This window comes from Leucobacter komagatae (genome assembly GCF_006716085.1).
GTDB lineage: Bacteria > Actinomycetota > Actinomycetes > Actinomycetales > Microbacteriaceae > Leucobacter > Leucobacter komagatae.
On sequence record NZ_VFON01000002.1, the window covers coordinates 1 to 12,983 of the forward strand.

The window sequence follows — 12,983 nt, forward strand, 5'->3', positions numbered from 1 at the left end:
GGGCGCGAGCTGCTCGGGCTGAGCGACCGCGAGCTCGCGGCGATTCGCGGCGACCGCATTGGCATGGTCTTCCAGGAGCCGAAGACAGCGCTGAGCCCGTTCCGTCGGCTCGGAACCCAAATGACGGAGGCGCTCGCGATCCACTACCACCTCGGTCGCGCTCAGCGGCGCGAGGCGGCGCTCAGGCTTGCGCGGCAGGTCGGGCTCCGCGATCCTGAACGTATCGTTCGCGCCTACCCGCACGAGGTGTCGGGCGGCCAGCGGCAGCGAGCGGCGATCGCCGCGGCGATCTCGGCGTCGCCTGGCCTGCTGCTCGCTGACGAACCGACGACCGCGCTCGACGTGACCGTGCAGCGCGGCATCCTCGAGCTGTTTACCGAAATCACCGACCGCGACGAGTGCTCCCTCGTCTGCATCACGCACGACATCGCTGTCGTGAATCAGGTCGCCGAGCGCGTGCTCGTGTTTCGCCGACGGGCAGATCGTCGAGCAGGGCAGCGTGCGAGAGATTCTCGAGCGCCCCACCCACGAGGTCACCCAGGCGCTCATCGCAGCGGCAGGAGGGGAAGCCGCATGAACGACCAGACGCCGGCCGCCACTTGGACGGGCAGTACCCCTTGGACCGGGCAGTTAAACCTCCCGGACGCGGAGCAGCGCGCCCGCGAGGCAGGCCACCCGCTCGTCGAGCTCACTGACGTCTCGAAGGAGTTTCGCACCCCGGCACGCAAGCTCTTCGAGCGCGGCCAGGTCGTACGCGCCCTCGACGGCGCCTCGCTCACGATCGAGCGCGGCTGAGAGCGTCGCAATCGTCGGGGAATCAGGATCGGGCAAGACCAACACTCATCAGGCAGCTCCTCGGCCTGAGCAAGCCGACCACCGGCACCATCCGCTTCGCGGGCCGCGAGGTCGACGCACGTTCTGGCGACCTGGGCTGGCTGCGCCGCCGCACCGGCCTCGTCTCCAAGACCCGTACTCGTCGTTCAACCCGCGGCGCACCATCGAACAGTCGGTCTCCGAGTCGCTCGAGGGCGCAGGGGTCGCCGGCGACCACGGCGCGATGGTGCGCGCCGTGCTGGAGCTCGTCGGCCTGCCTGCGAGCGCCGCGACCCGCTACCCCGATGCGTTTTCCGGCGGCAGCGGCAGCGCATCGCCGTCGCCCGAGCGATTGTGCACGGGACCGAGCTGCTCGTCGGCGACGAACCGGTGAGTGCGCTCGACGTGCTCGTGCGGGCGCGCGTGCTCGGCCTCCTCGCCGAGCTGCGGGAAGAGTTCGGGCTCACCCTCGTGACGATCACGCACGACCTCGGCATCGTGCCGCAGCTCGCTGAGCGCACGGTGGTCATGCAGGGCGGCAAGATCGTCGAGGACGGGCCGACCGCCGAGCTTCTCGAAGCCCCAACGCACCCGTACACACGGGAGCTCGTCGCCTCGCGGCTGCGGCTCCCCGACACCACCTGGCGCGGCGAGGCCAGCGCCCCACCGAGCGAAGGATAGACATGAGCATCGACACCGTGCGCACCCACCTGCTGGCGCAGGGCTGGAACGGAAGCATTCTCGAGTTCGCCGAGTCGAGCGCGACGGTCGAGCTCGCCGCGAAACAGGCCGGCACCGAGCCAGCGCGCATCGCGAAGACGCTCGCGTTTGCAAGCACGACCGACGAGCCCGGCGCAATCCTCGTCGTCGCTGCGGGCGACGCGAAGGTCAACGGCGGCATGTTCAAACGCGAGTTCCGCGCGAAGCCGAGCATGCTGAAGTTCGACGACGTTGAGCGGCTCACCGGCCACCCCGTCGGCGGCGTGTGCCCGTTTGCGAACCCCGACGAGGCACGCGTCTACCTCGACGCATCGCTCAGGCGCTTCGCGACAGTGTTCCCGGCCGCGGGCAGCGCGAACTCAGCCGTCGAGCTGACGATCGCCGAGCTTGAGGAGCTCAGCGACGCGCTCGGATGGGTCGACGTCTGCACCGGCTGGCACGACGAGGAGTAACCGGGCTAGACGGTGAGGCCTCGGAGGCTAATGCGGCCCCGGGGCCGGTGCGTTTGATGGGTGCGTGCGTGTGTCTCTTTGAACACTCACACGTTGGACCCCGCGCCACAGGTCAGACCGCTTTCGACAACACAATTCACGTCAACTGTTGCAAACATGATTGCCCCCTGAAATGATGTGCGTATGGTTCAGTTCAGTCCCGAGGCTGCCGACGGCCTCGTGAAAGCCGCTGAGCGCGCCGCGTCCACGCTCCGCGTTCAGGGTTGGTCTCGATCCCAGCTCGCCTCGCACGCGTGCGAGGGCTTTTCCGGCCGTCACGCACGCCCTTCCACTGAACTCTGCACCGTTGAAGCGGCGATCCCCGGCGTGGGAACAGTGGTCGGAGGTTTGATCGGCGGATTTGCCGGGACTACCGCCGGGCCAATGGCTGGGTGATCAGATCAAGGACGTTGCCGGAAAGGCGACCCAAGGCGTCGCTGACGCTGCAACTAAGATCGGTGCGGGTATAGCCGTTGGCCCGCAATCGGCCGGTATATTCTTCGGAGGGTTGTTCGGTACCTGATGATCCTGTGGACTCTATTCGGCGGGCTTCTCTCGCTCGCGGCGCTTGGCTTCTGGGTGAGATGGTTACTCACTCCATCTTCTTCAACCTGGCACCAAGGGTACTTGCGTTCTACGCTGATGTACGGGGTGCCTGGTTTCCTTATGGGACTCTCGGTGATCTTGTTGATGCGCTTCGCCGAGAATGTGGGAGTCCCAAATCCACTAGTCACTCGCGTCGCCGCGCTCCCCGTTCTCGCATGCCTCGCACTTGGCGCACTCGTACTCCTGGTCTACGCGGGCGTCCCGGCTCCGCCATTCTGCGTTCCGAAGTGGATTCGCGCGCACGACCAGGAGCGACGCGGGCGACGCCGCGCGCGCAAGCGGCAAAAGGCCCGGAGGCGAGGCGTAGCGCGAGGTACGGGAGACGTGCGTCCGAAGGGAGACTGATGCCGAACAGCGCTACGCATAGTTTGGGCGGCGACGAGGTCTTCGTCAGGGAAGCGGAATTCCCATGGGAGCTCCGGCTTGCCCCCGGCTGGACGGCTGATGTCTCCGGAGCCAGGGAAGGCAGGAACTGCGCGAGCACAACCCTAGCGTGGCTAGACACGCCATCCGGAGTGATCGTCCCGTTCCAACAGGGCGGCGTCTTCACGCGGCAACAGTTCGCGCTAACCCTGATGCCATCCTGGCTCGTCTGGAAGAACATTCTTGACGTCCTCCCAACCAGTGAGGATGTGGAGTTGTGGAACGAGCTCGCCGCCGCGACAGCGTCCGAACGAGTGAGGTTCGGGACCCGACCACCCCCGAGGATGGCCTGGCCCGGTAAAGCTAGACGGTGAGGCCTCGGAGAATCGCGTCTCGCAGGTCTGCTGGCGCAGCGCCGTCGCGTTCTTCTTCGCAGGCACGGCGTACGGCTGAGGTGAGGCGCGCGCAGACGCTCTGCTCGTTCTGGCAGTCGGCACAGTGCTCGAGGTGCTCCCGGATCGGGGCCGATTCCTCAGCGCACAGCTCACCGCGCAGCAACTCATAAATGTTGGCTTTGGCTTTGTCGCATCCGCAGTCGCTCATCGCGCGGCTCCCTTCGTTGTCGGTGTTTTGGTCGCCTGTTCGGCTCTGTCTAGTCCAACGCCCTGCTCGCGCGCGTATTCCCCAAGCACCTGCCTGAGCTTCGCCCGTCCACGGTGGAGGCGACTCATGACGGTGCCGATCGGCACCTCCTGAATGTCTGCGATCTCCTGGTAGCTGAAGCCCTCAACGTCGGCGAGGTAGACGGCCATCCGGAAATCTTCGGCCAGGTCATTCAGCGCGCTCGTCACGACCGAATCGGGCGTGCGATCGATCGCTTCAGCCTCCGCCGACTGCGATGCCATCGCGGTCGTCGACTCGGCGCCTCCCAGCTGCCAGTCCTCAAGCTCCTCGACCGCCCCCAGGAAGGGCTGGCGCTGCTTCTTGCGGTATGTGTTGATGTAGCTGTTCGTCATGATACGGTACAGCCAGGCCTTCAGGTTCGTGCCCTCTTGGAACGAGGCAAACGCCTGGTAGGCCTTCAGAAAGGTCTCCTGCACGAGATCCTGCGCATCCTGCGGGTTGCGTGTCATCTTCATCGCGGCGCCAAACAGCTGGTCAAGCAGCGGCAACGCCTCGTCGGCGAAGCGGGCCTTGAGGGTCGCGGACTCGTCGTCCTGTTCGTGGCTCTTCACTCTTCGATCCTAACCACCCCTCGCTATGAATCCCGTCATCTGGCGACTTCCCTACGCTCTCGGTGCGAAGCCCGGTAAGCTCAGACTGATGCTGGCAGCAAAATTGAACCGCGGAAACGAAGACGACGGCAAGAGCTCGGGCGATATTCCCGACGACGTCGTCGAAGCTTGGGCTGCCCCGGCAGCCGACACTGACTCCGCGGGTGACCGCGCCGCGCTCAACGCGTACGTGCCGCTCCCCGGCTCGAAGTCATTGACGGGGCGCGAGCTGATCCTCTCCGCGCTCGCGGATGAGCCCGGCACGCTCCGCGTTCCGCTGCACTCGCGCGACACCGACCTCATGGTTGAGGCGCTGCGCCTCCTCGGCACGTCGATCGACCCATTGCCGGGCAAGAACCCCTACGGCCCCGACCTCCGGGTCACCCCCGCCGCCGAGCTCACGGGCTCCACGAGCATCGATTGCGGTCTCGCTGGCACCGTGATGCGTTCGTGCCGGCGGTCGCGGCGCTCGCCCTCGGGCCGGTCTCGTTCGATGGTGACCCCTACGCCCGCAAGCGCCCCCATGCGCCCGGTGCTCGACGCGCTGCGAGCGCTCGGCGCTGACATCTCAGACGATGGCCGGGGCGCGCTGCCCTTCACCGTGCACGGCGGTGGCGGGCTTCGCGGTGGTCGCGTCGAGGTCGACGCTTCGCTGTCGAGCCAGTTCGTGTCAGCGCTGCTGCTCTCGGCCCCCCGCTTTGAGCAGGGCGTGCACGTCGTCCACACCGGCGAGCGGCTGCCGAGCGTGCCGCACATCGAGATGACGCTTGAGGCGCTGCGTGCCCGCGGCGTCGAGGCTGACTCCCCCGCGACCGGTGAGTGGCGAGTGAAGCCCGGCCCGATCGGTGCTCGCGACATCACGATTGAGCCCGACCTCTCGAACGCCGCCCCGTTCCTCGCGGCGGCGCTCGCGGTCGGGGGAACCGTGACCATCCCGCACTGGCCAGCCGAGACGACGCAGGTGGGCGACAAACTGCGCGACCTTCTCCCCGAGTTCGGCGGTATCGCCGTGCTCGAACACGGCGCGCTCACGGTCACGGGAACGGGCGCGCTCCGCGGCGTGAACATCCACATGCCCGACGCCGGCGAACTCTCGCCCACCCTCGTCGGCCTCGCGGCGCTCGCGGCGCTGCCCCGCCCCGATGGCTCGCCTGGCGAGCCGAGCACGATCACCGGCATCGGCCACACTCGCCACCACGAGACCGACCGCATCGCTGCGCTCGTCGCGGAGATCAACGGGCTCGGCGGCCGAGCTGAGGAGCTCGAGGACGGCATCGCGATCCACCCCGCGGAGCTGCACGGCGGGCCGTGGCGCGCGTACGCTGACCATCGCATTGCGACGACGGGAGCGCTCATCGGCCTCCTCGTCCCCGGGGTGCTGATCGACGACATCGCATCGACGTCGAAGACCCTCCCCGAGTTCCCTGAGCTCTGGCACGGCTTGCTCGGCGCTGACAGCGACACCGACCGCGACCCGCTCGGCTTCGGGCTCGACATCGCCGCCGAGGGCGCCGTTTCGGGCGCCCAGATCGCCGGCGGCCTCGGGCGCATCGCGCGCGGCTTCCTCGAAGGGATCTGACCGCGTGAGCTGGTTCAACGTCGACGACGATGACGACGCCCCCTACGGCGAGTACGCGGACCACGAGGTGCGGGCGCGCCCAAACCCGAAGGCCAACCGGCCCCGGACGAAGCGCCGTCCCGAGCACTCCGACGCCGTCATCGGCATGGTGACCGCGGTCGACCGCGGCCGCTACACCGCGCTCGTGCCCGCGACCCCGGCGGTAAAGGGCGGGCCGAAGGCGCTCCCCGAACGCGTCGTCGTCGCCGCGCGCGCCCGCGAGCTGCGGAAAACGGCGATCGTCATCGGCGACCGGGTGCAGCTCGTCGGCGACGTGTCAGGGACGGAGGGGTCGCTTGCGCGCATCGTCTCGGTTGAGGATCGCGCGACGGTGCTTCGGCGCAGCGCCGACGACAGCGACCGCGTCGAGCGCATCATGGTCGCCAACGCCGAGCAGATGCTCATCGTTGTCGCCGCCGCGAACCCCGAGCCGCGCGTACGTCTCGTCGACAGGTACCTCGTCGCGGCGTACGACGCCGGGATCCAGCCCCTCATCTGCCTGACCAAGATCGACCTCGCAGACCCAGAACCGTTCCTCGAGAACTTCGCCGCGCTCGAGGTCCCGGTCTTTCGTTCGGCCCCCGGCGCGTGGGAGGACGACTCGACGGAGGGCGTGCTCTCGCAGATCCGGGAGACGCTTGCCGGCAAGACCACGGTGTTTGTCGGCCACTCTGGCGTCGGAAAGTCGACGCTCATCAACGCGCTCGTCCCGGAGGCCGACCGCGCGACGGGCCACGTGAACGAGGTCACGGGCCGCGGCCGCCACACCTCATCCTCGTCCGTCGCACTCAGCGCGCCTACCCCGGGGGCCGCCGGGGGCGACACCGGCTGGGTCATCGATACCCCCGGCGTGCGCTCCTTTGGGCTGGGCCATGTGACAAGCGATGGCATTCTGCGCGGGTTCACCGACCTGATCCCACTCCTCGACGCTTGCCCGCGCGGCTGCACTCACACCGACGAGGCGCCGGACTGCGAGCTCGACCTCGCGATCGCTGACGGCCGACTCGACGCACTCGGCGCGAGGCGGGTCGAGTCGCTCCGCCGCCTACTGAAGTAGCCCGGGTTCTCACGCGCTCCGCGTAAACTGGGGCCATGACTGACGAGCAGCCTCAGCAGCCCCCGACCCCGCGCTACGCGCCGCCGCATGCCCAGGCGCCTGGGCATGCGCCCGCTGCGCCGGGCTATCCCCCGCAGGTCGTGCCTAAGCCGTTGCCCGACCTCGCTCGGGGCTACCAGTCGCTCGTGGCGTTCACGCAGCCGCTCTTGAGCGTCGTGTTCCCAGTACTCGGGCTATTCCTGCTCGGGGTCTACGGCCTGGGACTCGGCGCATGGGCCGGCCTCGCGGGCCCATCACTCATGCTCGCGTTCATCGGCTGGCTCTGCATCGTCGGCGGCGTCGTCACCAGCGGCGTTATCGTCCGCCGGATGGTCAAGGACTTCGTTCGTTCCGGTAGTTACTTCAGCGCCCTGCTGTGGCTCGGGATCATCGTGCCGAGCTTTGGCCTGATCCTCATCCTCATCTCCCCGCTCGCGAGCCCGTACGCGATCACCTCGGGTTCGCTCAACGGGTTTCCGATGCTCGGACTCTTCGTCGTCTGTGTCATCCTCACGCCGCTCGTCGGCCTCACGCAGGCGATGAGCGTGCGCCGCGTGGAGCGGGGGTTCGGGGCCGCCGGAGTGTCTGCGCTCTGGGCGTTCCAGCAGGGCAACCTCTCGCGCGAGCACCAGTACCTCGCGCAGTTCGCGGTGCCGCAGCAGTTCGCGGTGCCGCAGCAGTTCGCGCAGCCGCAGCAGTTCGCGCAGCCGTCGCCATACGGGCAGCAGCCGCCATACGGGCAGCAGCCGCCACACGGGCAGCAGGCGCCGTACGGCCAGCAGCCGCCTGCCAGCGACTCCGGGCAGCCGGGTCTCAGGTAGAGCCCGTGCCCCTTGTCCCTGGTCGCCGCTAGGCTGGGGTGCATGACTGAACGTGTGATCCTTGAGCCAGGTATGCCCGCCCCCGACTTCACGCTGCTCGACCAAGATGGCACCGAACGAAGCCTCAGCGAGTTCCGTGGCTCGAAGCTCGTCATCTTCTTTTACCCCCAGGCGATGACGCCCGCGTGCACGACTGAAGCCTGCGAGTTTCAGGAGTCCACGGCCCCGCTCGCAGCGGCAGGCTACAGCGTTATCGGCGTTTCGCGCGACGCGGTCGACAAGCTGAAGCGCTTCGCCGAGCGCGATGGCCTCGAGTACCCGCTGCTCAGCGACCCCGATACCGCGGTGCACCGCGCGTACGGCACGTTCGGCGAGAAGAACAGCTACGGGCGAATCGTCGAGGGCGTGATCCGTTCGACCTTCGTCATTGACGAAGAGGGCAAGGTTGAGCGCGCGCTCTACAACATCAAGGCAACCGGTCACGTCGCTCGCGTGCTGAAGATGGTGGGCGTCTAGCGGCGCGACCGGCAACCGTTCCTCCACCAAGCGTTCATCCCGCTGCGCCTCTGGGCCCGGCGGGATGAACTGTTGCGCCGCCGTCCGAAGCCCGAAGAGCGGGCTGTGCGAGGGCTAGCTGGGCTGCGGCGCGCCCTGTGCGGGCTTTCCGACGAGGATCGCAGCCGCGAATCCGGCGACCGCGAGAACAAGGAGCAGCGCGCCGATCGCGGGCGTCCCGAGGATGCCTTGGAACACCCCGAGGGCGGCGGCGAACATGAGCACGTGGATGGTCACGGCCGAACCGCGCACCCAACTCCCCTGTCGCCGCAACGATCCGAGAAGGGTGATCGCGACCCACACACACGAAATAATAACGCTGAGCAGCAAGCTGATCCAGAGCGGGGCGAGCGCTTCACGTTCTGGCCCGGCCGCCGGAAACGTCGGAATCATGGTCACGACGAGCGCGAGACCCAGCACCAACTCGACGGCGAGTGCTGCTGCGAGCACAACCCAGGCGGAGCGTGAGCGCATATTCGTCACCATACCTATTCGTTTCCTGAAACAACAGCAAAAAGCCTATTGTCTTTCGTTCAATTCCGTGGAACCATATATTCATCAAGAGTTTCGCGCACGCCGGTGTGAGCATTCTCAGTCACGTTGACAAAAGGCAACGCGCGATCTCTCTTAGGCTACCTGGTCTTTGCTGATTAGCGCGTGTACAGATTGAGCATCGCACGTGCGACGCAGAGGAGGTAAGTATGGATTGGCGTGAACAGGCTGCGTGCCTGACCGTAGATCCCGAGCTGTTCTTTCCGGTTGGAAACACCGGGCCGGCAGTGGATCAGATTGAGCGAGCCAAGGCCGTCTGCGCCCGCTGCCCAGTGACGGAAATGTGCCTCCAGTACGCAATGGACACCGGCCAGGATTCCGGTGTCTGGGGCGGCCTCAGCGAGGACGAGCGCCGCGCTCTCAAGCGTCGCGCAGCACGCGCCCGCCGCGCTTCCTAAGCGTCTCCCGCCGCTCACGCGGCCGCAAGCGAGTCCCGGTTCCTGAAAGGGCACCGGGACTCGCTGCGTTGTGCGGGGTCGCCCCGGATACGGCTGTGGGCCGCGTCCGACCGAAGTCAGGCGCGGCCCACAGCCGTTCGTCCGTAGTCCGCTGCCGAATCGGCAGCCTGCCGTTAGTCGGTGCCGGAGTCGAACGCAGCCGCGAGGCCGAGCTCGTCACCGTTCTCGTCGATGCCGCCGACAGCGGTCGCGATCTCGTCTGCACCGCCAGCCTCAAGCTTGCCGACGAGCTCAGCAGTCGCGCCCCCGACGAGGCCCATCGCCGCGTACTGCTCGAGGCGCTGACGCGAGTCAGCAATGTCGAGGTTACGCATGGTGAGCTGACCGATGCGGTCCTCAGGGCCGAAGGCTGCACCCACGGTGCGCTCCATCGAGAGCTTCTCGGGGTGGTAGCTGAGGTTCGGGCCCTCGGTGTTGAGAATCGTGTAGTCGTCGCCACGGCGAAGGCGCAGCGTGACCTCGCCCGTGACTGCCGAGCCAACCCAGCGCTGCAGCGCCTCGCGGAGCATGAGTGACTCGGGGTCGAGCCAGCGGCCCTCGTACATGAGGCGACCGAGCTTGCGGCCGTCGTTGTGGTACGAAGCGAGGGTGTTCTCGTTGTGGATCGCGTTGACGAGGCGTTCGTACGTGATGTGCAGCAGGGCCATGCCCGGTGCCTCGTAGATGCCGCGCGACTTCGCCTCGATGATGCGGTTCTCGATCTGGTCGGAGATACCGAGGCCGTGGCGGCCACCGATCGCGTTTGCTTCATACACGAGCGCTACGGGATCGTCGTACTCGACGCCGTTGATCGCGACGGGGCGACCTGCCTCGAACCGAACCGAGACCTCCTCGGTGACGACCTCAACGTCTTCGCGCCATGCAGCGACGCCCATGATGGGGGTCACGATGTCGAGCCCGTTGTCGAGGAACTCGAGATGCTTCGCCTCGTGGCTTGCGCCCCAGATGTTGGCGTCGGTCGAGTACGCCTTCTCGGCCGAGTCGCGGTACGGGTAGCCGTGCGCGACGAGCCACTCGCTCATCTCGTGGCGGCCGCCGAGCTCTTCAACGAACTGGCTGTCGAGCCACGGCTTGTAGATGCGCAGCGACGGGTTCGCCATGAGACCGTAGCGGTAGAAACGCTCGATGTCGTTGCCCTTGTAGGTCGAGCCGTCGCCCCAGATGTCGACGCCGTCTTCCTTCATCGCGCGGACGAGCAGTGTGCCCGTCACTGCGCGGCCGACGGGGGTCGTGTTGAAGTAGGTCTTGCCGCCCGAGCGAACGTTGAACGCGCCAGTCTGCAGCGCCACGAAGCCTTCCTCGACGAGAGCGCGCTTCGCGTCGACGTGACGCGCGATCTCTGCGCCGTACTCCTTCGCGCGGGCCGCGACACCGTCGAGGTCTGGCTCGTCGTACTGGCCAATGTCTGCGGTATAGGTGCAGGGAATCGCACCGTTTTCGCGCATCCATGCAACGGCGCATGAGGTGTCGAGACCACCGGAGAACGCGATACCAACGCGCTCGCCTACAGGAAGGGAAGAAAGAACTTTGGACATGCTTCTATCTTACGGGTGCTTGACGTACCGGGTGGACGCTTCCGGAGCGGGTGGGCCCGGGTGGCTGTCAGATGAGACCGAGCGCCGCCACTTGATCGCGCTCGGCGGCCAGCTCGGCGACGGAGGCGTCGATCCGCGCTCGCGAGAATTCGTCGACGCTGAGCCCCTCGACGACTTGCCACTGTCCGTTGATCGAGCGCGCCGGAACCGAGGCGATGAGGTCCTCTGGAATCCCGTAGGCGCCCGTTGACGGGAGCGAGACCGAGGTCCACGGCGCCGGGGCGCCGGACGTCGCAGCCGCGTTGCCCGTGCCGAGCACCCAATCGCGGACGTGGTCGATAGCCGCGTTCGCCGCCGATGCTACGGACGAGCCGCCGCGCACCTCAATGATTTCGGCCCCGCGCTTCGCGACCCGGTCTGCGTAGGCGCCGCGGCCCCACTCTGCCCCGACGACGTCGAGCGCTGGACGCCCCGCCACCGTTGCGTGGCTGAGGTCTGGGTACTGTGTTGTCGAGTGGTTGCCCCAGATCGTCACCCCGGAGATGTCTGCGACCGCGGCGCCCGCGCGCTCGGCGAGCAGGCCGACCGCACGGTTGTGGTCGAGCCGCGTGAGCGCGGTGAAGCGGTCGGCGGGCACGTCAGGCGCATTCCGTTGTGCGATCAGCGCGTTAGTGTTCGCGGGGTTGCCGACGACGAGCACCCTGACGTCTTCCGCCGCGTGATCGTTGATCGCACGCCCCTGCGGGCCGAAGATCGCACCGTTCGCTGCGAGGAGGTCGGCGCGTTCCATTCCAGCCGTGCGGGGGCGCGAGCCGACAAGCAGGGCGACGTTTGCCCCGTCGAAACCCCGCTCGGGCGCCGTGGCAATGTCGACGCTCGCGAGCAGCGGGAAGGCACAGTCGGTGAGTTCGAGGGCCGCGCCCTCGGCGCCCTTCACGCCCTGCGGGATTTCGAGCAGCCGAAGCGCGACGGGTTGGTCGGGGCCGAACATGGCCCCCGACGCGATTCGGAACATCGCCGCGTACCCGATCTGGCCGCCCGCCCCCGAGATCGTGACGGTGATGGGTGCGGGGCTGCCTGCACCGCCCACTGTTGATGAGGTCATCTTGGCTCCGTTCGCTGCGCTGCTGTCAGTGGTGAAATTTTGGTGGCGCTCTCTGGTGGCTTTATGCGTTGAGGCGTGCGTATTCCGCGAGCACCGCGTCTGAGAACGGCGGCCAGACCTCAGCCGACCACTCGCCGAAGTTGCGGTCAGCGAGGCCGACGCACGCGAGCCCCGCGACGGGATCGACCCACAGGAACGTGCCCGCCTGGCCGAAGTGGCCAAACGTCTGCGGGCTATTCGTGCTACCCGTCCAGTGCGGTGCCTTCGAATCCTTGATCTCAAAGCCAAGGCCCCAGTCGTTCGGGCGCTGGCGGCCGTAGCCAGGCAGCACGCCGTCGATCCCGGGGAACACGACCTGGGTCGCCTGCGCGATCGTCTCAGGGTGCAGAATGCTCGGATTCTGCAGTTCCGCGGCAAAGCGCGACAGGTCGGCGGCGGTCGAGACCCCGCCAGCGGCGGGGCTGCCCGTGAGCTTCGTGGAGTGCATGCCGAGGGGCTCGAGCAGCCCCTCCCGCAGGTATTCCGCGAACGGCATCTCGGCGCGCTCCGTAAAAGTCTCAGCGAGCACGTCGATGCCGAGGTTTGAGTAGATGCGTCGCTGGCCGGGGCGGCTTCGCACGGTGTCTTCCGAGAAGTCGAGCCCCGAGGCGTGCGCGAGTAGGTGCCGAATCGTGGAACCTTCGGGGCCCGCCGGGTCGTCGAGTTCGAGCGCCCCCTCCTCGATCGCGAGCAGGATCGCGCTGGCGCTCAACAGCTTCGTCACCGAGGCGAGGGCGAACTGCCTCTCTTGGTCCCCTCGAGAACCCACAACCGTTCCGTCTTTCGCGATGACGGCAACGGCAGCGTTGTCGACGGGCCAGGTATCGATGAGGCTCAGACTCTCCATAACTCCACGCTACTCCGTCGGCCCGAGAGCCCCGCAACTTTGTCTACGGATTGACGTAGTTCACACCCCTCCAAGTACGTCAAAACCGAG

14 protein-coding genes are annotated in these 12,983 nt (G+C 67.2%); 8 read left to right on the forward strand and 6 right to left on the reverse strand.

Going from position 1 to position 12,983, the window contains the following annotated elements; genetic code table 11:
• The 3 genes from FB468_RS17300 to FB468_RS14885 form a co-directional block, all read left to right on the forward strand.
• Positions 1 to 795 (forward strand): ATP-binding cassette domain-containing protein (locus tag FB468_RS17300; protein WP_211359193.1); only part of this gene is annotated, 795 nt, incomplete at its 5' end.
• 372 nt (positions 796 to 1,167) lie between these two features.
• Complete coding sequence (locus FB468_RS17305; protein WP_211359194.1) at positions 1,168 to 1,494, forward strand: ABC transporter ATP-binding protein; 327 nt, start codon at positions 1,168 to 1,170, stop codon at positions 1,492 to 1,494.
• A gap of 2 nt (positions 1,495 to 1,496) precedes the next feature.
• Positions 1,497 to 1,985 (forward strand): YbaK/EbsC family protein, encoded by a 489-nt coding sequence (locus FB468_RS14885; protein ID WP_141885545.1) that lies wholly within the window; start codon positions 1,497 to 1,499, stop codon positions 1,983 to 1,985.
• Between the two features lie 1,371 nt (positions 1,986 to 3,356).
• On the opposite strand, the gene FB468_RS14890 is transcribed toward FB468_RS14885, so the two are convergent.
• Together FB468_RS14890 and FB468_RS14895 are read right to left on the reverse strand one after the other, a co-directional pair.
• Entirely contained in the window at positions 3,357 to 3,596 is a 240-nt protein-coding gene (locus tag FB468_RS14890; RefSeq protein WP_141885543.1) for a zf-HC2 domain-containing protein, read from the reverse strand.
• Entirely contained in the window at positions 3,593 to 4,228 is a 636-nt protein-coding gene (locus tag FB468_RS14895) for a sigma-70 family RNA polymerase sigma factor (protein ID WP_141885542.1), read from the reverse strand. The genes FB468_RS14890 and FB468_RS14895 overlap by 4 nt, the downstream gene beginning before the upstream one ends.
• Positions 4,229 to 4,316: 88 nt before the next feature.
• Here FB468_RS14895 and aroA point away from each other — a divergent pair, with 88 nt between their 5' ends.
• Genes aroA through bcp form a run of 4 tightly spaced genes read left to right on the forward strand, consistent with a single transcriptional unit; the run spans position 4,317 to position 8,318 of the window.
• A complete protein-coding gene (aroA, locus tag FB468_RS14900; RefSeq protein ID WP_141888431.1) occupies positions 4,317 to 5,846 on the forward strand; it encodes a 3-phosphoshikimate 1-carboxyvinyltransferase in 1,530 nt (509 codons plus the stop codon).
• A gap of 4 nt (positions 5,847 to 5,850) precedes the next feature.
• Positions 5,851 to 6,942 (forward strand): ribosome small subunit-dependent GTPase A, encoded by a 1,092-nt coding sequence (rsgA, locus tag FB468_RS14905; RefSeq protein ID WP_141885540.1) that lies wholly within the window; start codon positions 5,851 to 5,853, stop codon positions 6,940 to 6,942.
• Positions 6,943 to 6,977: 35 nt separating this feature from the next.
• Entirely contained in the window at positions 6,978 to 7,802 is an 825-nt protein-coding gene (locus FB468_RS14910; protein WP_141885539.1) for a hypothetical protein, read from the forward strand.
• Positions 7,803 to 7,844: 42 nt separating this feature from the next.
• The gene (gene bcp, locus FB468_RS14915) at positions 7,845 to 8,318 is read left to right on the forward strand and encodes a thioredoxin-dependent thiol peroxidase (RefSeq protein WP_141885538.1); all 474 of its coding nucleotides are present in this window, start codon (positions 7,845 to 7,847) and stop codon (positions 8,316 to 8,318) included.
• Between the two features lie 114 nt (positions 8,319 to 8,432).
• Here bcp and FB468_RS14920 read toward each other — a convergent pair whose 3' ends face one another.
• On the reverse strand, positions 8,433 to 8,831 hold the full coding sequence (locus FB468_RS14920; RefSeq protein ID WP_246055647.1) for a hypothetical protein: 399 nt from the start codon (positions 8,829 to 8,831) through the stop codon (positions 8,433 to 8,435).
• Between the two features lie 227 nt (positions 8,832 to 9,058).
• Here FB468_RS14920 and FB468_RS14925 point away from each other — a divergent pair, with 227 nt between their 5' ends.
• The gene (locus FB468_RS14925; RefSeq protein WP_042543325.1) at positions 9,059 to 9,307 is read left to right on the forward strand and encodes a WhiB family transcriptional regulator; all 249 of its coding nucleotides are present in this window, start codon (positions 9,059 to 9,061) and stop codon (positions 9,305 to 9,307) included.
• Positions 9,308 to 9,480: 173 nt separating this feature from the next.
• On the opposite strand, the gene argG is transcribed toward FB468_RS14925, so the two are convergent.
• The 3 genes from argG to FB468_RS14940 all read right to left on the reverse strand — a co-directional run bounded on the left by argG (position 9,481) and on the right by FB468_RS14940 (position 12,893).
• Positions 9,481 to 10,902, reverse strand: a complete 1,422-nt coding sequence (gene argG, locus FB468_RS14930) for an argininosuccinate synthase (protein ID WP_141885536.1) — start codon at positions 10,900 to 10,902, stop codon at positions 9,481 to 9,483.
• A gap of 67 nt (positions 10,903 to 10,969) precedes the next feature.
• Positions 10,970 to 12,007 carry a malate dehydrogenase gene (locus tag FB468_RS14935; RefSeq protein ID WP_141885535.1) on the reverse strand — a complete coding sequence of 346 codons (1,038 nt, stop codon included), beginning with the start codon at positions 12,005 to 12,007 and terminating at the stop codon, positions 10,970 to 10,972.
• A 61-nt stretch (positions 12,008 to 12,068) separates the two neighbouring features.
• Entirely contained in the window at positions 12,069 to 12,893 is an 825-nt protein-coding gene (locus FB468_RS14940) for a serine hydrolase domain-containing protein (RefSeq protein WP_141885534.1), read from the reverse strand.
• Positions 12,894 to 12,983 lie beyond the last annotated feature (90 nt).